We start from the raw sequence: 23,023 nt of genomic DNA, 5'->3' as shown, positions 1-23,023 counted from the left end.
TCGTTATTTTTTAATTGGCACTGTGACATCGTCTTTGAAATACTTCTCAGACAATTTCTTAAGTGTCCCGTCTTCTCTTAATTCTTTAATCGCTTTGTTAAATTCTTCTCTTAGCTTGTCATGCTTTTTATCTTTGGCAAATGGGTAGCCTACTTCTTCATACACAATTGGGTTGCCAACGATTTTGAGTGGCAGACCTGTTTTTTCAATTTGAGCAAGTAATACACTGCGTCCGTTGACATAAGCATCTACGCGGCCATTTGCCACTTCATTTAAGACACCGTCTTGCGTTTCATATGTTTTAATATTGATTTTTTTGTCCGGATCTTTGCTTTCTAAGTTTTTGGCGTGGTTAGAGCCAAGAACCGCCGCCACTGTTTTTCCTTTTAAATCATCAAGACCTTTGATGTCGTTGTTGTCCTTTTTCACAATGATTTGTGTTCCTGCATAAGCGTACGTATCAGTGAAATTAAACGTTTGTTTACGCTCATCTGTGACTGCGACTTGGTTTGACACTGTATCCAGCTTACCAGATGTCAGCTGTCCCATGAGTCCGCTGAATTCACTCAGCTGCCAGTCTAGTTTGTAGCCGAGCTTTTTCGCAACCGCTTCAGTTACTTCGACATCGAAGCCAACAAGCTTACCATTGTCTTTATAGGCAAACGGATAGCTTTGTCCTGTGGCACCTACCTTTAATACTTTTTCATCTTTGCCTTCACCCTGATTGCCCCCGCCGCAAGCTGCTAAAACTGCCAGCATTGCTGCAAATAGAACGACTAGCCACTTTTTGTTTTTCATGTTCTTATACCCTTCTTTCCTTTTATGGTTGTGTGATATCTGATCTTAGTTGTTTTTTAAAATAAACCGTGATGTGCCCCTTGCCTAAATCCTTTTCTCCTGCTCTGACGTAGCCTTTGCGCTCATACATGTCTATGAGCCACGGATGCTTATCAGCTGTACCTAGAGATACGTATGGCACCTTCAAGGTATCCCTCAACACTTCGGTTTCCACCCATTCCAGCAAGACAGAGCCTGTCCCTTTTTTGGCGGATGGTTCTGAGGCAAACCACCAAATGTGAGGGACGCCGAACGGGCCTGGCTGTTCTCCCCAAGGCATACGGAGCGACAAGGTGGATAGAAGCTCTCCGTTTTCTTCCATCACATAGCAAAGATTCTTTTGTACATTTTTCTGAACGAGAGCAAAATCAGCATGTGCTGCTTGGAACTGGATGCCGAGCTCACGAATTGGCTCATAGGCTCTTGTTGTCAGTTCAAGCAGTGCCTCTATATCTGCCTCTGTTGCCAGACGAAACGTGTATCCCAACGTTAGTCACCTCACCCTTATGTCGTGTAGCGATTTTTTGGCTCAGTTAATCCTAGATTTTCTCGTAAAGTTTGTCCTGTATATTCTGTTTTGAATAAGCCTCTTTCCTGAAGGATTGGGACGACGCGGTCTACGAACATATCCAGCCCTTCTGGCAATAGCGGCGGCATGACGTTAAAGCCGTCTGCTGCTTCTTCATTGATCCATGTCTCCATCACATCTGCGAGCTGCTGCGGTGTACCAATGAAAATATTATGACCACGAGAGCCGGCAACCGATTGATAGAGCTGGCGAATGGTCAGGTGATCCTTTCTCGCCATATTCATCACGAGATCAAAACGGCTTTTTACCGCATTTGACGTGCTTGGATCAATCTCTGGAAGCGGTCCGTCTAAAGGATACTGAGACAGATCAATCCCACCTAAGTAGTTTTGCAGAATGCTCAGCCCAATCTCAGGAACAATCAGCTCCTGTAATTCTTCATATTTCGCTTTGGCTTCTTCCTCTGTATCAGCAATAATCGGGAAGATGCCCGGCATGATGCTGACGTCCTCTCTAGCACGACCAGCAGCCTCTACTTTCTCCTTTAAGCTTTGATAAAATTCCTTCGCTTTTTTGAGATCGTTTTGTGCTGTGAAAATGAGTTCAGCTGTCTTTGCTGCAAGCTTTTGACCATCTTCGGATGATCCTGCTTGAATGATCACTGGCTGCCCTTGAGGCGTGCGTGATACATTGAGAGGACCTCGTACTGAGAAGAACTCTCCTTTATGCTGGAGCTCATGAAGCTTACTAGATTCAAAGAATTCTCCCGTTTCCTTGTTTCTGACAAGGGCGTCTTCCTCCCAAGAATCCCAAAGACCTTTCACGACCTCGACGAACTCTTCTGCTCGCTCGTATCGTTTATGGTGGGCTAAATGCTCTTCTCCGCTAAAGTTTTTCGCTGTTTCTTCAATAGAAGATGTGACCACATTCCATGCCGCTCTTCCGCCTGATAAATGATCAAGGGAGGCAAACTGTCTTGCAATATGGAAAGGCTCACTGTATGTAGTGGATGCTGTTGCTGCTAAACCAATTGATGAAGTAGACTCAGCAATGGACGAAAGCAGGGTAAGCGGTTCAAATCTCGTCAGTACATTCGGATGAGAGGTTTGGTTAATGGATAAGCTGTCGGCTAAAAAGAGTAAATCTAGCTTTCCTTCCTCTGCTTTTTTCGCTAATTGTTTAAAATAATCCAGGTTCATGGCTGCATCTGATACGGCATTCGGATGTCTCCAAGAGGCAACATGATGTCCAGTTCCTGCGATGAATACGCCTAGCTTGAGCTTCCTTTTCGGCTGTGACACTTGTTCTTCATCCTTTCTATATCCTGATGTATCAAACTGAAGTCCTCGTAAGATACATTTTTCTGATTGAATTAATCGGTTTTATCAATAAAAAAAGGGCAAATGTTGCGAAAAATGAAAAATAATTATTACTATATGCCCTTTTTACAGGATTGTCAACCGCCTTCTGAACCTCCAAAATTAGGGATTTCACCCGTTTATCACGGTGTATCGATTTCAATATTCCCAATGAGCCGATCTGTAGTATGTGTCATCAATTGGCTGCGTTCCAGCATGTTATGGGCGATCACGGAATGAGTGGAAGATATGGTGCGGACGGCAATCGCTTTTTGAGGAGATAAATTAATGATGTTATTCCGCAGCACACGGGCTGAGGCGGCTTGATCGATAAAGATCGCCGTCGGCTGTCCGATCGAACGATTTAAATAAAAGCGGTTATCTCCGATTTGTGGTGAACCGTTCTTAATATACATCACGACATATAAAGATGATTCTTCAAAGGAATTGTCTTTGATTTCTAATGGACCAGTCGTGCTGCTGTATACGGCGTAGTTTTGGTAGTGCTTAAAGCGATTTTGCCAAATGAAAGCCTTTGCATTTCCAGTGACACTGATCGTATACGAAGACCCTAGCTCTGGGTGTCCTTCTTGAATAAAGAGGTTGCCGTTAACTCCAGCTTCTCCTTCCTGCACCCAGATCCCTCTGCTGAAATCTTTAAATTGATTGTGCTGGATCAGGATATTCGTTCCTCTCACCATCGCTCCATCAATCACCGAGTAAATCGTATTGTTTGAAAAGACGACGCTATCCGACTGATAGATACGCAGCGCTGCGCTTCTTTGCCCTATATTCGTCCCCGATTCAATATGATTTCCTTCTATTAGAATACGGTTCGCCATATAAACGGACAAAGCCGCATCTTCAAATAGACTGATCTTATTCCCTGTAATGTGAACACTATCGCCCCTCACATCAATCCCTTTTTCAAATCCCTCAATCATATTGCCAATAATGATCACATTGTTTTCCGTTTGACCAAAAGAGACTCCTAAGCTCGTAATCCCAGCTTTTGTGACGCCTCCTCCTACTGCACGGATCAAATTGTTGGCAATGATGGTTTCGGTGGCAAAGCCATAGGAGATACTGCTGTCTGTGTGATTGCCTTCAATGATGACACCATAGCCGTTGAAGTTATAAATGGAGCTTGCGGCACCACCTCTTACAATGTTGTTTCGAATTTGAATATTCAGTGGTTCCTCCATATTAACCGCATTTTCTCCGTAGCCTTCAATATCAATGCCCATTCTCGGCTCGACTCCGTCAACTCCTGCTCTCTCCAGCAGGCAGTCCTCCACAATGACTCCATCACAGCCTGTAATCGAGATATTGTTTCGTCTTGAATCTGTGATGTGGCAGCCAGAAATGTGAATAGATGAAGCAGGCGAGTACGATTCAGCTTGTGATAATAAACCGTGGGGACTGACAATGATGCCGTCTCCCGTACAATTCTTGATTTGTACACGATTCACTTCCACATCAGAGGCCCCTTCAATACATATCCCAAAGCCCCATTCATGGGTTTTTCGTTCAGGGGGAAGCGACTTGTACACATGCTCATGGCGATCCCCTTCGATTCGCCCACCCCGGATGGTCACATGCTGAACCTTTCCTATATAAAAGACCGCATACCCCCACGAATCATTTGGTTTCACCTTAATTACGGCATCCGGCGCCATCTCAATGGTCATATGACTTGGCACACGTATACCCGCACCCCGGAAAGGAAAAAATTGATCACCTCTGTACACAGCATCGATGACATACGTGCCGCTCGGCAGCCAGACATGGGAATACCCCTGTGCTTTCGTCCATTCTAAGCATTCATTAAGCCTCGCTGTACAGTCCGTTTTCCCATCCGCCACTACACCAAAATCTTGAACATTGACAACAGGTTTTTTTAGATCAGATTCATTCAATTCCCCCAATCTAAACCCCTCCTTTTCACACATGTCCTCTTGTCATCCTATGCATGTGTAAAAGGTTTGCTTGTACAATCCTTCAAATTTTAAATAAATTCTCCCAATATAACTTTCTGACCATTCTCACTTGAAATAATTTTTCGTTTTTTGAGTCTTTACACCTATTTAACTAACATTTTCCTGTTTTAGAATAGTTTTATATTGACACAAGAACTATACAAGAATATCATTTTTCTCATATCTCTTTTTTTAAGAAAGGATCTATGCCATGTCAACAATTGACCACGATAAAATTGTTAAAAGTGTTCCTCAAAAAGGTTTTTTTGGACATCCTAAAGGACTTTACACACTGTTTTTCACTGAATTTTGGGAGCGTTTCTCTTATTACGGCATGCGTGCACTGCTTATTTACTATATGTACACAGAGGTGACAAAGGGCGGTCTTGGTTTTGATCAGACGACAGCCAATTCGATCATGTCTGTCTACGGTGCGCTTGTCTATATGTCAGGCATTATTGGCGGATGGCTCGCCGACCGAGTATTCGGTTCGTCCAGTACGGTCTTTTATGGCGGGGTTTTCATTATGCTTGGACATGTCATTTTGGCTTTGCCAAGCGGTGCAACAGCGCTCTTTATTAGTATGGGGCTGATTATTATTGGGACAGGTCTTCTGAAGCCGAATGTTTCAAACATTGTTGGCGACTTGTATTCCAAAACAGACCCACGCAGGGATTCTGGCTTTAGTATTTTCTACATGGGGATCAACATGGGCGGTTTTATTGCCCCATTAATTGTCGGAACACTCGGTCAAAAAGTGAACTTCCACCTCGGGTTCTCACTTGCTGCCGTTGGGATGCTTGTTGGTCTGATTACATTTGTGATCACGAAAAAACCGAATCTTGGTCTTGCCGGTACTTATGTAACAAATCCGTTATCAGCTACTGAACGCAAGAACTTCAAAATTTTCGGAACATTAATTGCCATTGTGCTCGCTGTTTTTGTCGTCATTGGCATTCAAACAGGCGCACTCACGATTAATCTATTCACTTGGTTTGTCAGTGTCCTTGGTGTGCTCATTCCGATTGTGTATTTCATCGTCATGTATTTCAGTAAAAAGACGAGCCCAGTGGAGCAATCCAGGGTTCTCGCTTATATTCCATTGTTCCTTGCTGCGGTGATGTTCTGGGCGATTCAAGAACAAGGCTCAAACATTCTAGCCACATATGCAGATCAACGAACAAACTTGAATTTCCTTGGGATGACACTTGCCTCTTCGTGGTTTCAATCATTGAACCCAATCTTTATTGTGCTGCTGTCTCCTGTGTTTGCTTGGTTGTGGATTAGACTTGGAAAGAAACAGCCGTCTACCCCGATTAAGTTCTCACTTGGCCTTCTGTTTGCAGGATTATCCTTTATCATCATGATCATTCCTGCCTACATGTCTGGTCCGAATACACTTGTGAGTCCATTATGGCTCGTTCTGAGCTTCTTCCTCGTCGTGATCGGAGAGCTCTGCTTATCACCTGTTGGGCTGTCAGCGACAACAAAGCTTGCACCTGCTGCCTTCTCAGCGCAAACGATGAGCCTTTGGTTCCTTTCAAATGCGATGGCACAGGCGATCAATGCCCAAGTGGTCAAACTGTTTGATAAAGTGCCAGAAACCGTCTATTTCGGTATCATTGGATTGCTCGCCATCGTTTTATGCGGTGTGATGCTGCTCTTAACACCAGTGATTAAGAAAGCGATGAAAGGTATTCATTAAATAAAAAAAGAAGCCTCCCCTTTGGGTTGGCTTCTTTTTTCTAGTTTAAAACCGGATCTCATCATCTCCATGAATTTGCAGCTTAAGCGGTTCACTTTTCGCCTGATGCTTTTTCACATAGCGGTGATAGACGACATACCCAATGATCATGAGAGGGACGCCGACATATAACCCGATGCGCTGCTCCTGATCAAAGGCAAGGCTGACCAAAACAATGGTGTTGAGTGTGATCGCAATAATCGGCAGCACCGGATAAAGAGGGGTTTTAAATTTTAAGTTTTCCAGCTTTCCGCCTGCTTTAAGATATCTTCTGCGGAAAAGCATTTGTGATAAGGTAATGGTGATCCAGCCAGTCTGGGCACTCATGCCGGCAATGGACACGATCCAGGCAAATACTGTTTTCTCTGCAAAGAACCCGGATAATAGCGAAATCCCTGTAAACAGGAACGTGAGCAGTAAGGCATTCATCGGAATACCGCGCTGATTCACGCGTCTAAATGCTTTTCCTGCCATTCCTTCTTTCGATAAGGAATAGAGCATTCTCGTCGATGCGTACAAGCCAGAGTTTGCAACAGATAATAAAGCGATGATAATGACAAAGTTCATGATATCTGCCGCAAAAGGAATGCCCGTTCTCTCAAATACAGTAACAAACGGACTTTGCAGCACACTCGCTTCCTTCCAAGGCACCATACCCGCTAAGACGAAAATAGATAGGACGAAAAAGACGAGTGTACGCCAAACAGTCTGATGAATTGAGCGAGGAACGGTTTTCTCAGGGTTTTCACTTTCTCCGGCCGCAATCCCGATCAGCTCTGTTCCTTGGAATGAAAAGTTCACGGTGATCATCGTGACCACAACGGCGAGCAATCCATTTGGAAACAGCCCATCACTCACAAAATGACTGAAGTAAGGGGCAGGTTCACCGCTCGTTGTTTCAATAAAACCAAACATCGCCGCTCCGCCTACACCTATAAAGAGTAAAATCGCAATAATCTTAATGGTTGAAAAGAAAAACTCCGACTCCCCGAACGCTTTCGCCGACCGGGCATTTAATAAGAAAAGACACAGTCCAAATACGAGACACCAAATCCACACATCCACTTGTGGAAGCCAGCGCCTCATCAGCTGTCCTGCTGATAAAAATTCCAGGGCGACCGTTGCTGCCCAGCCAAGCCAATAAATCCAGCCGACCGCAAAACCCGCTGCAGGGCTGACAAATTTCGTCGCATACGTATGAAACGACCCGGACACAGGAAGTGCAACCGACAGCTCTCCAAGACACAGCATGGTTAAATACATAATCAATCCGCCCACAATATAAGAAAGAACGGCTCCAACTGGCCCTGCTTGTCCAATCGTATAGCCCGTTCCTAAGAAAAAGCCTGTCCCAATGACACCGCCAAGTGAAATCATAAATAAATGACGGGAGGTCATCGCCCTTTTCAATTGCTCGGGCTGATTTTGTCCAACATCCACAATGATGCCCTCCTTCTTCTAAGATGATAACTTATCAAAACATGTCTCCATGTGATTCATTCCATTTTCAAAACAACCTACTAATTATACATCTTTTATAATAAATATGCTTCCTTCTATGGTCACTGTCTCAAAGTCTTTATTTTAATAATGTTCACACAAATAAAAGATGAAAGGCTTTGTAGACGTGAGAGGTTTGAAAGAAACGGGTTGCGGGCATAAAGTTGGTGAGATTCGCTCAAGCTAGTTTCAAATGCTTTACTTTTAGGTTGCTTCTCTGTAAGATCATATGTTGTAAATACCAACAAGAAAAGTGGGGAATAAAATGAAAAAAATGTTCTTTGCCATTATGTTAGGCGCTTGTGTTGCATTGATCACGGCATGTGGATCTGGTGCAAGCGACAACGCGAATAAACAATCTGGGTCTAAGGAATCAGGTGACCTTTGGAAATCCATTCAGGATAAAGGTGTTCTGACGATCGGAACAGAGGGAACTTATGCTCCTTTCACATTCCATGACAAAAAGACAGATAAATTAACTGGCTACGATGTAGAAGTCATCACAGAAGTAGCAAAACGTCTTGACTTAAAACCTGAATTCAAAGAAACACAATGGGACAGCATGTTTGCTGGACTGAATTCAAAACGTTTTGACGTGGTAGCGAACCAAGTTGGTAAAACTGGACGTGAAAATCAATACGAGTTCTCTGATAAATACACAACGTCTCAAGCCATTGTTGTGACAAAATCAGATAACAACGACATCAAGAAACTATCTGATGTAAAAGGCAAAAAAGCAGCACAATCATTAACAAGTAACTACAATAAACTAGCTACAGATGCTGGTGCTAAAATTGAAGGCGTTGAAGGTCTTGCACAATCGATTCAATTGATTCAGCAAGGACGTGCTGATCTGACGTTCAATGACAAGCTGGCTGTATTGAATTACTTGAAAACAAGCGGGAACAAAAACCTAAAAGTTGCATTTGAAACAGGAGATCCTCAAGAAACTTACTTTGCGTTCAGAAAAGGCAGCGGCGAAGTCGTTGACAAAGTGAATGGCGCATTAAAAGAAATGAAAAAAGACGGTACACTTGCTAAGATTTCTAAGAAATGGTTTGGTGAAGATGTTACAAAGTAATACCCTAGGAGTCGTCATTCCTTGGGATCTTCTTCAGCAATCTTTTTGGCCAATGGTGATGCAGGGGATTTATTACACAATCCCCCTCGCCATCATTGCTTTTATTATTGGTATTTTTATCGCGCTTGTGACAGCACTTGCTAGAATGTCTAAAATCAAAGCCCTCAGATGGATTTTTTCCATCTATGTGTCGGCCGTTCGCGGAACGCCGCTTTTTGTGCAATTGTTTATTATTTTCTATTTCTTTCCGACATTTAATATCACACTGGATCCATATCCAAGTGCCATTATCGCTTTTTCATTAAACGTAGGTGCGTATGCGTCGGAAATTATCCGTGCATCCGTCCTATCTGTTCCTAAAGGTCAATGGGAAGCTGGTTATTCAATCGGGATGACGCATCGTAAAACGCTCGTCCGCGTGATTTTACCGCAGGCTGTGCGTGTATCGATTCCACCGCTATCTAATTCATTCATTAGCTTGGTGAAGGATACATCTCTTGCCTCCCAAATCCTCGTAGCAGAGCTTTTCCGTAAATCACAGGAAATTGCTGCGGCGAACTTGGATCAGATCTTGTTCATTTATATGGAGGCAGCCCTGATCTATTGGGTATTCTGCTTCATTCTATCGCTCGTTCAGCATCAAATTGAAAAACGACTTGATCGATATGTCGCAAGGTAAGGAGGGAACGACATGCTAACAGTCAAAGGTCTCAAGAAATCCTTTGGTGAAAATGAGATTTTAAAGTCAATAGATTTTACGATCAACAAAGGGCAGGTTGTAGCCATTCTTGGCCCATCAGGTTCAGGAAAAACAACGATGCTTCGCTGTTTAAATGCACTTGAAACACCAAATGGCGGCTCCTTTACCTTCGATGATTTCTCGATTGATTTTTCGAAAAAAAATAAGTCAGCTGATCTGCTGAAGCTTCGCCGGAAATCGGGAATGGTGTTTCAAGATTATCACCTGTTTCCACACCGCACCGTGCTTGAAAATGTGATGGAAGGTCCTGTTCAGGTGCAGCGCCGTCCAAAGGAAATGGTTCGAAAAGAAGCCATCCAGCTCTTGCAAAAGGTCGGTCTGGAAGATAAAAAGGATCTGTATCCATTCCAGCTCTCAGGCGGTCAAAAGCAGCGTGTCGGGATTGCCCGTGCACTTGCCATTCAGCCAGAGCTCATGCTTTTTGATGAGCCCACCTCTGCACTTGACCCTGAGCTTGTCGGGGAAGTCTTAAAGGTCATGAAGGATTTAGCGAAAGAAGGCTGGACCATGGCAGTTGTCACACATGAAATCAAGTTTGCCCAAGAAGTGGCAGACGAAGTGATTTTTATTGATGGCGGCGTCATCGTCGAACAAGGTCCTCCCGAAGAAATTTTCAAACGACCAAAGGAAGAACGAACAAAACAATTCTTAAACCGGATTTTGAATCCAGTATGATGAAAAAAGGCTGTTCTCACGTGGTGAGAACAGCCTTTTTTTATGATCAAGTTGTTAATTTCATTCTTTAAAACCTCTGCATCCGGAACTAAGATTTCGAATATATCCATACCACTGATTGCTCTGACAAACACAGAACGCTTTTATACATCGCAATACGGTCGGCTGCGTGCTCTGATGATTCGGACGTGTCACTCTACCTTACACTATGAAAAAACCCCGTTACTTATATTTATTTGTCTCTCTCCCTGTTTAGCCAAATCCTTATTATGTGTCACGATGATAATCGTCTTTCCCACACGATGGAGATCAGTTAACAAATCAAATATAATTTGTTCGCTTTCCTCATCTAAAGAGCCAGTGGGCTCATCAGCAAGAATGCAATCTGGATTATTAATTAAAGCTCTTGCTGTTGCCACTCTTTGAGCCTCTCCCCCAGAAAGCTCCTTAGGATATGCCTTTGCTTTATTTTCTAAACCGACATATCGTAGCATTTCTATAATGTGCTGTTGTTGTTTTTCTATAGACAAATCACTATTCCATAGCGGAATCTTAACGTTTTCAAATACGTTTTTTTCATCTACCAACGGATAGTTTTGCAAGATGATGCCTATTTTATTTTGTCTAAAATCAGCTAATTGTTTATAGTTATTGTTTGTCAAATCATGATTTCTATAAAAGTAAGAGCCACTTGTTGGTTTATCTAGACCTGCAATAATGTTTAATAAAGTAGTTTTTCCACTTCCGCTTCTACCTGTAATCATAACAAGTTCATTCTCTTTAATAGTTAAATTAACATCCGTTAAAACCCTGTTTGTTTGTTTCCCTGAGTTAAATTCTTTAGACATATTTTTAAACGTTATTAGGTCCATTATTCTCTTCCCTTCAGCAGCATTTGTATCGGCATTTTTCTAAATCTAAAATAAATCGGAGCAGTGATAATTAGACTAAACACAAGGGAAAGGACAATACCACCTATATAATAAAATGGATCTAAGGTTCCTAATATGAACGAGACACCCAATGCTGTTAATCCAAAGGAAATCAGACTAAGCAACAGCACTTCACTGAAAATGAAAGCAAATATATGCTTCATTGTAAGACCTGATATGAGATAAATCGCATATTTTTTCATATTTAATTTCAGCTTTGTCCGCAATACAAAATAAATGGTCGCTAGTGAAAATAACGATAAAGCCACTGTCAGTAAGATCAAAATTTGTTGATTTTGTTCCATCATACTCGACAAAACAACAATACCTGTTGTATTCGCCCCAAGAATCGCAAAATCTGTAAAATCAGCTTCTTTTCCAAGCAAATTGACTTCTTTAGTGATTGCAAGACTATCTTTTGGTGTAACTATGAATCCATTAATACTGTGAAGTAATACCTTCCACTGGAAATCGTAGAATTCTTTATCTTTCCGTTCAATTTGGTCAAAGTGCATCATCGGTAACACCATATATCTGTCTAAATATACTTGGGAATCTTGCCCTATTGTTGTATAAGTGTTTTTCTCCAAAAAACCACTCACACGAACGTCCAACTTCTTGAATAAGTATTCAACGGTTATCTTGTCACCGATATTGTATAAACCCTGATAGTTTGATCCCAAAAGAACAGGGATATCTTTATTCTCTTTATATTCAAAGGCTTTGTCAGTAAGTAGCTCACCTTCTGAAAGTTTTATATTTAGTAACTTCATCGCCTGTTTATTCATTTGCACAGCTTTAATCGTTTCATACATTTGATGATCTGTTTCTGATTCATAAGGTTCTATAATACTATTTTCTTCAAAACCAGCTAATAAAGATTGAGGACCATTAAAATTGAGGATGCCTACTGGTTGTTGTGTAACATTAATAAATTGAAACTTTTTGGCGGAATCAAATTTTTCATATAATACACGGAGTTTATCTACATTGGATGGACTGCTTAAAAATGCATCTTCTTTTTCATCTCGCAATTCATCATCAATTTGATACACGTTTTGATTTTCAAAAGGCCTCATAAAACTTTTAGCATGCGTTTCAGATTTTTGATAGTTTAAAAACAGTATCGTCATAAAAAAAGAAAGCACTATCAGCTCAAGAATGGCCAAAAATGCAATGGTTTTTTTGGATACTAAACTTTCCCAACATTCTTTTAACAGCAACATACATTTTTACCTCAGTCGTTTTATAATATTTTCGTATGATTTATTTTTAAACGCCACCAAGAAAGTTCCTAATCCAAAAGTCGTGGCGATTATATAGCTTAGAATGATTATTTTTGTTTGTTCTGCTGAAAATGGAAAAACAAGTTTTCCTGTAAGCAGGCCTAACAAATAAAATAATTGTGAAGCTGCAAGGTACTGAAAAATGAGGCTTTTTAAAATTTTTCTCTGTTGGAATCCGATGAGTTGTTGAATCGTAATCAACATGGTCTTTCGGTGAATCCAATATACAGAGATAAAACTTGATGTAAGGCCAACTATACAAAGGAGAATATAAAAAACAAACTGATTTTGCTTATCAGTACCCATTACACGATTTAAACCTTTCTCCTCCTTATCTTTAATGTTGATTGCTGTTTTTTTGCCAAGCATCTTTTGTAATTGATTCTTCATGTTTTTCATGCTTGAATAATCATCTATTACATAATAATTCTTGCTTTCTTCCTTTGATTCTTCCAGAGCATCAATATTAATAAGCATTTGCTGATCAAGAGGCGTAGGTTTTTCTAAACCCATACGGCCAATGATTCGATATTTGTCTCCCTTATAAAGAAAATATTCTCTATCTTTAATAGCTTTTCCTACAACAGCAACTTTTTTATGATTATAAAAATCACTCGACTTAAAGAATCTTCCTTCTAAAATGGGGGGGTCTTCAATTGGATCTTTTGAAAAAAAGCCTCTGACTTTTGTATCACCATCAGAGGCTTCTTTGAATATGGTATATTCCTTTTGATCATCAAAACGATTCCAATTGAAGGGGTCCTTTGTTGAAATTTCCACGTAAACGCTGACATTACTATACAAAGAGTTTGAAATTTTCTCTACCCGTTGTTGATTAGTTAAATAGTGGCTGTATAAAGCCACTATGAAACTAATAACAAAAAAGGGAATACATAAATATATTAGGATTGCTACTCTTTGTTTCATGTAAACCCACCTTCAATTATAGAGTCCAAGATTAATTGCCCCAGTAAGTTTTAGCTATTCCACCTTGGCACCAACCAGATTTGGCGATTGTCTTACCAGTTCCCCAGACTCGTCCACTACTCGTGATAACACCACTTAACGGCCATCTTTTTTCATATCTTGCTGTGGTATAGTGTTTTTTGCCTTTCCATTTCGTGATACCTACTGCTCTATGCCGATTCATACGGTCATTCAATTCTCTATAGCCCTTATGGGACTGTGGCTTACTTGCTGCGAGGGTAGCGAAGCCTTGCTGTACAACCCCTATATCTTCGTCCCAACCTAAATGTTCCGTTGCAGAAGCATTGGAAGGTAAAACACTGCTTCCTATTAATCCAGCGAAAGCAACAACCGACAAAACAAAAGATTTTCTTTTCATTATGACATTCCTCCTATTTAGTAAAACATTACTATTTTGTAATGTTTTTCATTGATTTTACCACTTTTCTGCAAATAGTCAACTAGTTTACAAAGCATATATGCCTATAATTTTCAATCGTGTTAGAACTTCCAAGCATCTTATTTATAGTGTCTTGAGAATCGTTGTATCTTTAAATTGAGTACGACGATTCCAACTTATAGTTGAATTTGATTAGGAATGAGGTCATTGATATGTCAAAACTTTTCTTTTAAAGTTATCTTTCTAGAAGATACCATACAAATATCCAATAAATATCATTTTGAATATAATAAGTGAAGCAAAAGCAGGAAGACAACTCTTATCACTATATGATTTGACTTTGTCAATGATAAATCAATGCACTGAACAATTTTACAATGAAAGTAATCCTTGTCAACAAATTAATTTAACAAATTCAGCTTCCTACTTAGAAGAATTTATAGTGTAGAACATGGTGTAAATATTTTCCTTTAAAAGAATTTCTCAATTATAAAATGAAGATATAGGGAATTTAAGGAGATAAATAAAGCTGTCGAGAAAATCTCGACAGCCTCTTTTATATTTCTTTTTTCAGACAAAGCGCCAGTAAATCTTGTAAGAGCAATCTCGCTCCCTCTGGACTGATAACCACTCCACCCGATAGCACTTTGTTGGAGCCTGTTACTTCCCCTGTGACGATACAAGGTTTGTCCTGCCAATACGGCTTTATGACAATTTGGTCTTCTTCTCGATAAATCTCCATAAAATCGCGCGGATGAATTTTCAACCGTTTTCTTATATCTGTCGGCAGGACAATTCTTCCGACGTTATCTATATATTTAACATAGTCTTTGTTTAACAAATTGACCCCCTCCCGCATCTCTAGATATAGGTGATTCCCTTTTTATCAAGAGATTAAGCGCTTTAATCGGTTCATGAAAGGATAAGCTGCAGGCTGATCCAGTGGCTAAACACGCTTCCCATATATGATATATCTGTTTGGTGCAGGACCAATGAAAGAAAAAGGATAACATGTGGTGAGGATAAGTTCTTCCTTTTCCTGTTGCAATGTAATAATACTTTGATCATCTTTTTTCACAATCTTTGTTTTCTCAATTTCATAGGTAAATCGACCGTATGAAAGCTCAATGACGAGTTGATCCCCTTTCACCAGTTCTCCTGTTCGTCTAAACACAGTATCACGATGCCCAGATAAAACGATTTGTCCCTGTTCATTAGGTAAATAGCTCTCGTGGTAATGACCAACGCCCTTTGCTAAATCCTCCGCTTTTGTTCCTTCTACAATTGGTAACTCAGCATTTAACTTTGGAATGTGCAAGAGCCCAATGGTTTCACCAGCCTTCGGGACAAAAGGGGAATCTGTTTGCCCCTTTTGCTGGATGGCTGCTTGGGCAGACCGGAAAGATTGATCTACTTGCCTTTGCCCATCAACGATCCTCATATATCCTATCATCACAAGACAAATACCTGCTGTGATCAATAGAGTTGAGATGATTTTTTGAAACATGGACAATTATTCGTTTCTTTTTCTTCTTTTCCATACAATAAGGGAGGCACCTATTAGCACAAGTGCAAATCCTGCTAGTAAAAGGTTGTACATCGCTGTTGCAGTGTTCGGAAGATGATGACCAGGTGTATCCGGTTCTGAATGAGAAGGCTGTTCTGGATTCCCTGGCACCTCTGGCACATGCGGCGGTTCTACTGTTGTTGAGTTTTCAGGTTTGTCTGGTTCATCCACATTCTCACCCTTCACAACTGCGATATTTTGAATGGTTTTACCTTCATATCCTTTAGCGACCTTCGCTTCAAAAGTAACCGTATGCCAGTCCATATCTTTGATATCGCCAAATTGACCGGTTACTGTGCCTTTTGTGTAGTCTCCGTTATCGTCATCTTTTGCATCTGTGACGGCTTGTCCATCTACTTTTAGTGAACCTTCGACATATTGAAGACCTTCTGGCAGTTGATCTGCGATGACTAGATCTTTGATGACACTGTCTTCTACACTATTTTTTGTTTTGATGGTGTAAAGAAGGGTGTCGCCTACTTGAACTTGTTTTTCATCTGTATTACCTTTTGCTTTTTGAGAAATCTCAGATGTTTTTTTTGATTCAAGCTTTGGATCTCTTGGATTAATTTTTGTTTCGGTTGTCGGCTCATCTGGCGGTGTGTTTTCGCCTGTTACTTTCGCTGTGTTTTGAATGCTTTTATCCGCTTGGCCTTTAGCGACCTTCGCTTCAAAAGTAATCGTATGCCAGTCCGTGTTTTTGATGTCACCAAATTGACCGGTTACTGTGCCTTTTGTGTAGTCTCCGTTGTCGTCATCTTTTGCATCTGTGACGGCTTGGTCATCTACTTTTAGTGAACCTTCGACATATTGAAGACCTTCTGGCAGTTGATCTGCGATGACTAGATCTTTTATGACACTGTCTTCTACACTATTTTTTGTTTTGATGGTGTAAAGAAGTGTGTCGCCTACCTGAACTTGTTTTTCATTTGTATTACCTTTTGCTTTTTGAGAGATCTCAGATGTTTTTTCTGATTCAAGCTTTGGATCTCTTGGTTCAATTTTTGTTTCGGTTGTCGGCTCATCTGGCGGCGTGTTTTCGCCTGTTACTTTCGCTGTGTTTTGAATGCTTTTACCTGATTGGCCTTTAGCAACCTTCGCTTCAAAAGTAATCGTATGCCAGTCCGTGTCTTTGATATCGCCAAATTGACCAGTTACTGTGCCTTTTGTGTAGTCTCCGTTGTCGTCATCTTTTGCATCTGTGACGGCTTGATCATCTACTTTTAATGATCCTTCGACGTATTCAAGACCTTCTGGCAGTTGATCTGCGATGACTAAATTTTTAACGATGCTGTCTTCTTCAAGATTCTTTGTTTTGATCGTATAAAGAAGGGTATCTCCTACCTGAGGTGTCTTTTCATCTGTGTTACCTTCAGCTTTTTTCTGAATGCTTGCATCCTTTTCTGATGCTAGTTTTGGTTCACGAGGGTAAATTTCTGTTTTCGTTGTTGGATCATCTGGCGGCGTGTTTTCACCTGTTACTTCGGCTGTGTTTTGAATGTCTTGACCAGCCTGTCCCTTTTCAACTGTCACTTCAAACGTCACAGTGTGCCAGTCCGTGTCCTTCACATCGCCAAAATACCCCGTGACCTTTCCATCTGTGTACTCACCGCTATCGTCATCTTTCACATCTGTGACGGATTCTCCATCAATCTCAAGAGAACCAGCGACATACTCCAACCCTTTTGGCAATTGATCTGAGATCACTAGATTTTCAACAAGACTGTCTTCTATCGTGTTCTTTGTTTTAATCGTATAAAGAAGGGTGTCCCCTACTTCTGGATGTTTCTCATCTTTGTTACCTTCTGCTTTTTTCTGCAAAACCGCTGATTTTTCTGATTCAAGCTTTGGATCACGCGGATAGATTTCTGTTTTTGTTGTTGGATCGTCTGGTGGTGTATTTTCACCTGTGACACTCGCTGTATTTTGAATGTCTTTACCAGACTGTCCTTTTTCAACCGTCACTTCAAACGTCACGGTATGCCAATTTGTATCCTGAATGTCACCGAATTGTCCTGATACGGTTCTGTTTGTGACATCCCCATTGTCTTGATCTTGCTCATCTGTCACCGCTTGTCCGTCTACTTCAAGTGAATTTGGCACATATGCTAATCCTTCTGGCAGTTCATCTGAGATCACTAAGTTTTTAACGAGACTGTCTTCTATCGTATTCTTTGTTTTAATCGTATAAAGAAGGGTATCACCGACCTCTGGATGCTTCTCATCTGTATTACCATCTGCTTTTTTCTGCAAGACGGCTGATTTTTCAGAAGTCAACTTCGGGTCACGAGGATAGATTTCTACATTCGTTGTCGGCTCGTCTGGCGGTGTGTTGCCGGTTGTGACACTCGCTGTATTTTGAATGTCTTTGCCTGCCTGACCTTTTTCAACTGTGACTTCAAATGTCACGGTATGCCATTTCGCATCTTTCACTTCACCGAACGTTCCAGTGACAGTTCCATCTGTCATATCACCGTTGTCGCTATCTTTTGCATCTGTGACTGGATTCCCATCTATCTGTAGAGAATTTGGTACATATGATAACCCTTGAGGTAACTTGTCAGAAATCACAAGATCTTCAATGAAGCTGTCTTCAACAGTGTTACGGGCTTGAATGGTATACAGCAAAGTGTCGCCTACTTCTGGATGTTTCTCATCTGTATTACCATCTGCTTTTTTCTGTAAGACCGCTGATTTTTCTGATTCAAGCTTTGGATCACGAGGATAAATTTCTATGTTTGTTGTTGGTTTGTCTGGTGGTGTATTTTCCCCTTTGACATTCGCTGTATTTTGAATATCTTTGCCAGCTTGACCTTTTGCTACTTTCGCTTCAAATGTCACGGTGTGCCAATCGGTGTCTTTCACATCACCTATTTGACCTGTAACAGTACCGTTTGTAAAATCACCTTTGTCTTGGTCTTTTGCATCTGTTACGCCTGCGCCATCCACCTTAAGTGAGCCTGGAACATAGGCTAAGCTGCTCGGAAGATTATCTGATATGATCAGATTTTTGACAATACCATATTGCACAGTATTTTTTGCTTTAATTGTATAAAGCAGCGTGTCGCCTACTTCTGGATGCTTCTCATCTGTGTTGCCCTCTGCTTTTTTCTGTAAGGCAACAGATTTTTCTGATTCAAGCTCTGGAGGATATGGATCAAATTCGGGCTTCACCCGTGAAGCTAAGTCGTAAGATAATGAATTACCTGCAGTACCCATATAAGTTGTACTTAATGTTTTCGCATCAAGTGTAAAAAGAGTAGAATGTCCAATAGACTCATTTAACCCTGACTGTAATAGCATTTGTCCATTTGGCAAAAAGCTAATCCCCCGAACGCCCCCGTCAATCGTTTTACCATCCGCATTTTTAATTGGAATGACACGAATCACTTCAGCTGTATCTGGATTCATTTGCGCAATGGCGCCACTTCCATTAGATGCGAACCAAAGATAGCCGTCCTTATCGACTACAAGGTCCCCGCCAACGCCAGAGCCGATGTCATAGCCTACAATTTTTTTGGATGTTTTTTGACCCGTAGCTAAATCGTACGTTCCAAGGAAGTATTCACCACCCGAAGCGTAAGAATGTATATATTTTCCCTTGTGAACAACGGCATTAGAAGCAGTTCCGCCTAAAGCACCTACACGCTGTGCTTGTCCAGAGGTCGCATTTATTTTATAAAGAACAGGTTCTCCACTTGCTGATGTCGTTGCATACACAGTGTTCTCTTGATCATTGACAGCAACACCGTTGACTAAATTTGTATTAATCCCCTTCACCGGCACACTAGCCTTTACGTTGGTTGGATTATTCCCATCAAGCTGATAAAGGGTCATTGGAAGACCTTGGCCACTTTGGCCAATCATGTAGGAATCTGTGTTGTTGACAACCACCGTTCCAGCGGCTTTCGTAACAGCTGGTGAGACTGTTAATAAATTCCCAGCAATCAGCACCAATATAAGAAATAATTGACTCGTTCTTTTTAATATGTTCATTCTTTGACATCCCCTTTCCATGCTTCAGATCATAATGGTATGTACCAGTTCACCTCCCACACTTTGGTAAAGAATATCAATAATATTTCAAAAGCCTCAACATGACTAAATGACTATTTTCGACAAAAATAGACATTTAGAACTATATACCTCTCAATGATTGATTCGCTTATGTCTTTCCAATAAATTAACCTTTTTCCATCTCAAATTTCATCATCTATCTATCTTTACAAACAGGTCTTATGATGCGAATCACATACAATCCTTTCTATTTAAAGATAAATATTCTTTTATTGGGTGACGATTAATTTTTTGTTAATATATATTGAATTTTTTTCTTTTTTTATTAAAAAAAGGGAATGATTGGTTCGCTTTGTTAAAAAAAACAAGCCGAAAGTCTTGCTGCTTGTTTTGATGTTTTGACTTTTACGATGCGAAAAATTCTTTTTATAAGTAAGCGATTACAATTGAGCAAAGCCATTTAAAGGGGCGTGGGAGTATGTTACGATTGAATTCGAGTGTTTAAGAAAGAAGGGAAAGCTTTTGAAGCGGGAACATCTTTTACGTTGGTTTTTTTATTTTGTTGGATTGATCGTACTAGCTTTTGGACTATCGCTGACAGTGAAAGGAAAGATTCTAGGTATTGGTCCTTGGGACGCTTTCCACTACGGACTGTTTCAGCACTTTGGACTCACGATTGGACAGTGGTCCATCATTATTGGTGCACTCATTGTGACACTGACTTCTGTCTTTACAAAATCATTTCCAAAGATCGGCGCATTACTGAACATGGTGCTGATTGGTATGTTTATAGATTTCTTTAATGCGGTATTGCCTGCACCACATGGGTATTTACCCGCTTTATATGTGTTTATTACGGGCGTTGTGGTTTCAGGTTATGGTGTTGGCATTTATGTCTCAGCGAATCTTGGCGCCGGGCCAAGGGATTCATTAATGCTGCTCATCTCAGCGAAAACAGGATTGAACGTGCAGTGGGTGCGAAATGGCATTGAGTTAACAGTGCTTTTATTTGCATGGATGCTCGGCGGGCCGATTGGCGTTGGCACGATTCTGACGGCTATTTTCACAGGCCTCGTCCTTCGGTTCTCCTTGCCGCAATCGACACGGCTCCTGCAGCTGCTTATTACAAAAACAGCAGAGAAACCTGTTCAGACGCTTATCCGATAAGAACAAGCCATTCTACATAAGGAATGGCTTTTCTTGTGTTAAAATAAATAAACAGAATATTCTTATATTCATAAGAGGAAATCAACCCACCCCTTCCACTTCCTGTCATTTTGAGCTTTCGCTGAAAAGGAGGTCTGTTTCCCTTTTGTACGGCGCTCTCCAATGGTACAATCAATGTAAAAAATTAGAGGTTCATTATGAAGATTTTCGCTATCCAATTACAGCATTTAGATGACATCCATGCACGAAAACAAATCGATCAATTGAAACCCTTTGTTTCAGCTGAAAAACGTGCCGCGGCTGAGCGCTTTCGCTTTTTGGTCGATGCAAGAAGGACCTTGTTAGGTGAGGTGCTGGTTCGTCAGATGATCCATGATATGTACGATCTGCCTTTTGATGAGATCGTTTTTGAAACAGAGGGCAATGGTAAGCCTGTCGTCCGTCACATTCCTTCTTTTCATTTTAATCTTTCTCACTCTGGTGATTGGGTCGTATGCGCAATAGATGATGCACCTGTAGGTATTGATATTGAGGAGATCAAACCGATTGATCTAGCGATTGCTAAACGATTTTTTTCAGCAGATGAGTATGAGGATTTACTTTCACAACCGGCAGAACGGCAGGAAGCCTACTTCTTTCATTTATGGTCAATGAAGGAGGCCTTTATCAAGCTGACTGGAAAGGGATTATCTTATGGTCTTTCGTCCTTTACAGCCCGCCTGTCAGAGGATGGACAGGCGACGCTTGCATTACCTGATCATGAAGCGCCCTGCTTTGTTCAAATATACTCACTCGATCCTACCTACCAAATGGCGGTGTGTACACGAAAGCCTTCTGCGGCTGAACGTGTTGAGATACTCTCTTGTAGTGATGTACTGTCTCGTCTTTAATATCGCCCAATTTGCTGAAATGCTGTCTTTATCAAATCGACTCCACGTGTGATTTGCTCTTCTTTCACATGCCAAATGTTCAACTGAAGAATGGGGTCTTTTTGATAAGTCGACAGATAATGGCGGTCGATTGACTGAATGGAAACAGATGCCTTTTTCAGCTGCTGAATGAGCTGGTTCATCGGAATTGACCGATCGAAACGTACATGTGTATGAGTAGCTGGCTCCTCTTCTCCCAGTTGATAAGCGATTTGATCGCTTTTCAGGCATGTCACTAGTTGTTTGGATCGGTTGCGATAGGTCGCCCGCATCCTGTCTCGATGCCGTTCAAACATCCCGCTTTTTAAATATATTTCTAAGGCTGCCTGTGACAGCATGGAGCTGTCGATGTCAATGAGCCGTTTGTGTTCGCTAAAAGGTCTAATCAGTTCCTCAGGTAAGACGACCGCTCCTGTTCGAAGTCCTGGAAAGATGATTTTGGAGAAGCTTTTTAAATAAATGACCTTCCCCGCCTGATCGTACGAATAGATCGGGTCTCTTTTTGCGTCGAATTCTAAATCGGCTATGTAATCATCTTCAACGATATAGACGTCATATGTCTCGGCAAGAGCTGCAATCGCTCTTTTCTCCTGCTTTGACAAGCTCGTTCCAAGCGGGTTTTGAAACCTTGGCATCGTATAGAAAAAACGAATCTCCTCTTCTCGAAAGATACGCTCCAATTCTTGAAGATCAATCCCCTTTTCCGTCCGCTGAACCCCCCGTACAGGCAGTTGATTTTTTTCTAAATATTGAAGGTATAGATGATAGCCTGGCTGTTCGACTAATATGGTCTGTTTGCCATTCGGAAAAGGGATGGTGCTTAAAATGGATAACGCCAGCTGAATACCAGAAGTCATAACGATCTGTTCTGGATTTGCAAACACTTGATAATCCATTAATCGCTTAGAAATGACTGGCAGCAGCGAGGGTAATCCGTTGGATGTGCCGTATATAAACAAGTCATTTTGATACAAATCGATGGCTTGGTTGATGCAGTGCTGGAAATCAACATATGGAAACACGACGGGATCAGGTGCAGATGAAGCAAAATCAATCCATGTGCTATCCTGTTTCCCCGCTGACTGCTTTGTTTTCACGACATAATAGCCACTTCTTTCTACAGAATACAGCAGATGTTCACGTTCTAATGTGTCTAGTGCTTTGATGACAGTGCTTTTACTCACTGCATATTGAGCCGCCAAATGGCGAATGGAGGGGATCTTCATGCCTGCATGGTATTCACCAGACGTCATCTTCTCTTTTAAGCTGAGAACAAGCTGATCATATTTCCTCACA

At 41.1% G+C, this 23,023-nt stretch carries 19 protein-coding genes; 6 read left to right on the top strand and 13 right to left on the bottom strand.

Going from position 1 to position 23,023, the window contains the following annotated elements:
- Positions 1-3: 3 nt before the first annotated feature.
- The 4 genes from NSQ36_RS02155 to NSQ36_RS02140 all read right to left on the bottom strand — a co-directional run bounded on the left by NSQ36_RS02155 (position 4) and on the right by NSQ36_RS02140 (position 4,652).
- The gene (locus NSQ36_RS02155) at positions 4-798 is read right to left on the bottom strand and encodes an amino acid ABC transporter substrate-binding protein (protein WP_050945492.1); all 795 of its coding nucleotides are present in this window, start codon (positions 796-798) and stop codon (positions 4-6) included.
- A gap of 22 nt (positions 799-820) precedes the next feature.
- Complete coding sequence (locus NSQ36_RS02150) at positions 821-1,324, bottom strand: GNAT family N-acetyltransferase (RefSeq protein WP_003214146.1); 504 nt, start codon at positions 1,322-1,324, stop codon at positions 821-823.
- A 17-nt stretch (positions 1,325-1,341) separates the two neighbouring features.
- Complete coding sequence (locus NSQ36_RS02145; RefSeq protein ID WP_226804649.1) at positions 1,342-2,667, bottom strand: LLM class flavin-dependent oxidoreductase; 1,326 nt, start codon at positions 2,665-2,667, stop codon at positions 1,342-1,344.
- A 200-nt stretch (positions 2,668-2,867) separates the two neighbouring features.
- Positions 2,868-4,652: a right-handed parallel beta-helix repeat-containing protein gene (locus NSQ36_RS02140; protein WP_251191132.1), complete on the bottom strand. Its 1,785-nt coding sequence runs from the start codon at positions 4,650-4,652 to the stop codon at positions 2,868-2,870.
- A 262-nt stretch (positions 4,653-4,914) separates the two neighbouring features.
- Between NSQ36_RS02140 and NSQ36_RS02135 the strand changes: the two genes are divergently transcribed.
- Entirely contained in the window at positions 4,915-6,408 is a 1,494-nt protein-coding gene (locus NSQ36_RS02135) for a peptide MFS transporter (protein WP_044140493.1), read from the top strand.
- 45 nt (positions 6,409-6,453) lie between these two features.
- On the opposite strand, the gene NSQ36_RS02130 is transcribed toward NSQ36_RS02135, so the two are convergent.
- Positions 6,454-7,845 carry an amino acid permease gene (locus NSQ36_RS02130; protein ID WP_050945663.1) on the bottom strand — a complete coding sequence of 464 codons (1,392 nt, stop codon included), beginning with the start codon at positions 7,843-7,845 and terminating at the stop codon, positions 6,454-6,456.
- Positions 7,846-8,212: 367 nt separating this feature from the next.
- Here NSQ36_RS02130 and tcyA point away from each other — a divergent pair, with 367 nt between their 5' ends.
- The 3 genes from tcyA to NSQ36_RS02115 are packed head-to-tail and all read left to right on the top strand — an operon-like array spanning position 8,213 to position 10,463.
- Positions 8,213-9,028: a cystine ABC transporter substrate-binding lipoprotein TcyA gene (gene tcyA / locus NSQ36_RS02125; protein WP_003213831.1), complete on the top strand. Its 816-nt coding sequence runs from the start codon at positions 8,213-8,215 to the stop codon at positions 9,026-9,028.
- On the top strand, positions 9,015-9,707 hold the full coding sequence (locus NSQ36_RS02120; RefSeq protein ID WP_034325166.1) for an amino acid ABC transporter permease: 693 nt from the start codon (positions 9,015-9,017) through the stop codon (positions 9,705-9,707). Before tcyA ends, NSQ36_RS02120 begins: the two co-directional genes overlap by 14 nt.
- Before the next feature lie 12 nt (positions 9,708-9,719).
- Complete coding sequence (locus NSQ36_RS02115; protein WP_050945488.1) at positions 9,720-10,463, top strand: amino acid ABC transporter ATP-binding protein; 744 nt, start codon at positions 9,720-9,722, stop codon at positions 10,461-10,463.
- A 206-nt stretch (positions 10,464-10,669) separates the two neighbouring features.
- Here the strand turns inward: NSQ36_RS02115 and NSQ36_RS02110 are convergent, their stop codons facing one another.
- The 7 genes from NSQ36_RS02110 to NSQ36_RS02080 all read right to left on the bottom strand — a co-directional run bounded on the left by NSQ36_RS02110 (position 10,670) and on the right by NSQ36_RS02080 (position 19,610).
- Complete coding sequence (locus NSQ36_RS02110; RefSeq protein WP_251191133.1) at positions 10,670-11,335, bottom strand: ABC transporter ATP-binding protein; 666 nt, start codon at positions 11,333-11,335, stop codon at positions 10,670-10,672.
- Positions 11,335-12,621 (bottom strand): hypothetical protein, encoded by a 1,287-nt coding sequence (locus tag NSQ36_RS02105; RefSeq protein WP_251191134.1) that lies wholly within the window; start codon positions 12,619-12,621, stop codon positions 11,335-11,337. The genes NSQ36_RS02110 and NSQ36_RS02105 overlap by 1 nt, the downstream gene beginning before the upstream one ends.
- A gap of 6 nt (positions 12,622-12,627) precedes the next feature.
- A complete protein-coding gene (locus NSQ36_RS02100; protein WP_251191135.1) occupies positions 12,628-13,608 on the bottom strand; it encodes an ABC transporter permease in 981 nt (326 codons plus the stop codon).
- Positions 13,609-13,639: 31 nt separating this feature from the next.
- Positions 13,640-14,026: a hypothetical protein gene (locus NSQ36_RS02095; RefSeq protein WP_251191136.1), complete on the bottom strand. Its 387-nt coding sequence runs from the start codon at positions 14,024-14,026 to the stop codon at positions 13,640-13,642.
- Between the two features lie 577 nt (positions 14,027-14,603).
- Complete coding sequence (locus tag NSQ36_RS02090) at positions 14,604-14,888, bottom strand: AbrB/MazE/SpoVT family DNA-binding domain-containing protein (protein WP_251191137.1); 285 nt, start codon at positions 14,886-14,888, stop codon at positions 14,604-14,606.
- 105 nt (positions 14,889-14,993) lie between these two features.
- Positions 14,994-15,554, bottom strand: coding sequence for a class D sortase (locus NSQ36_RS02085; protein ID WP_251191232.1), 561 nt, complete (start codon positions 15,552-15,554; stop codon positions 14,994-14,996).
- A 6-nt stretch (positions 15,555-15,560) separates the two neighbouring features.
- On the bottom strand, positions 15,561-19,610 hold the full coding sequence (locus tag NSQ36_RS02080) for an isopeptide-forming domain-containing fimbrial protein (RefSeq protein ID WP_251191138.1): 4,050 nt from the start codon (positions 19,608-19,610) through the stop codon (positions 15,561-15,563).
- A 543-nt stretch (positions 19,611-20,153) separates the two neighbouring features.
- On the opposite strand from NSQ36_RS02080, the gene NSQ36_RS02075 reads away from it, so the two are divergent.
- Positions 20,154-20,798, top strand: coding sequence for a YitT family protein (locus NSQ36_RS02075; protein ID WP_044140485.1), 645 nt, complete (start codon positions 20,154-20,156; stop codon positions 20,796-20,798).
- A gap of 197 nt (positions 20,799-20,995) precedes the next feature.
- On the top strand, positions 20,996-21,688 hold the full coding sequence (locus tag NSQ36_RS02070) for a 4'-phosphopantetheinyl transferase superfamily protein (RefSeq protein ID WP_251191139.1): 693 nt from the start codon (positions 20,996-20,998) through the stop codon (positions 21,686-21,688).
- Here NSQ36_RS02070 and NSQ36_RS02065 read toward each other — a convergent pair.
- On the bottom strand, positions 21,685-23,022 hold the full coding sequence (locus tag NSQ36_RS02065; protein WP_251191140.1) for a PLP-dependent aminotransferase family protein: 1,338 nt from the start codon (positions 23,020-23,022) through the stop codon (positions 21,685-21,687). The genes NSQ36_RS02070 and NSQ36_RS02065 overlap by 4 nt on opposite strands.
- Position 23,023 lies beyond the last annotated feature (1 nt).

The sequence above is a fragment of the Bacillus sp. FSL W8-1143 genome (genome assembly GCF_037965155.1).
In the GTDB taxonomy this organism is placed as follows: Bacteria; Bacillota; Bacilli; order Bacillales; family Bacillaceae; genus Bacillus; species Bacillus pumilus.
This window is presented reverse-complemented; position numbering and strand designations above follow the sequence as displayed.

Coding starts and splice junctions, on each gene's coding strand:
- NSQ36_RS02085 (WP_251191232.1), bottom strand. CDS start 15,554: ATGTTTCAAAAAATCATCTCAACTCTATTGATCACAGCAGGTATTTGT.
- NSQ36_RS02070 (WP_251191139.1), top strand. CDS start 20,996: ATGAAGATTTTCGCTATCCAATTACAGCATTTAGATGACATCCATGCA.
- NSQ36_RS02080 (WP_251191138.1), bottom strand. CDS start 19,610: ATGAACATATTAAAAAGAACGAGTCAATTATTTCTTATATTGGTGCTG.
- NSQ36_RS02095 (WP_251191136.1), bottom strand. CDS start 14,026: ATGAAAAGAAAATCTTTTGTTTTGTCGGTTGTTGCTTTCGCTGGATTA.
- NSQ36_RS02100 (WP_251191135.1), bottom strand. CDS start 13,608: ATGAAACAAAGAGTAGCAATCCTAATATATTTATGTATTCCCTTTTTT.
- NSQ36_RS02130 (WP_050945663.1), bottom strand. CDS start 7,845: ATGACCTCCCGTCATTTATTTATGATTTCACTTGGCGGTGTCATTGGG.
- NSQ36_RS02115 (WP_050945488.1), top strand. CDS start 9,720: ATGCTAACAGTCAAAGGTCTCAAGAAATCCTTTGGTGAAAATGAGATT.
- NSQ36_RS02155 (WP_050945492.1), bottom strand. CDS start 798: ATGAAAAACAAAAAGTGGCTAGTCGTTCTATTTGCAGCAATGCTGGCA.
- NSQ36_RS02105 (WP_251191134.1), bottom strand. CDS start 12,621: ATGTTGCTGTTAAAAGAATGTTGGGAAAGTTTAGTATCCAAAAAAACC.
- NSQ36_RS02110 (WP_251191133.1), bottom strand. CDS start 11,335: ATGGACCTAATAACGTTTAAAAATATGTCTAAAGAATTTAACTCAGGG.
- NSQ36_RS02135 (WP_044140493.1), top strand. CDS start 4,915: ATGTCAACAATTGACCACGATAAAATTGTTAAAAGTGTTCCTCAAAAA.
- tcyA (WP_003213831.1), top strand. CDS start 8,213: ATGAAAAAAATGTTCTTTGCCATTATGTTAGGCGCTTGTGTTGCATTG.
- NSQ36_RS02120 (WP_034325166.1), top strand. CDS start 9,015: ATGTTACAAAGTAATACCCTAGGAGTCGTCATTCCTTGGGATCTTCTT.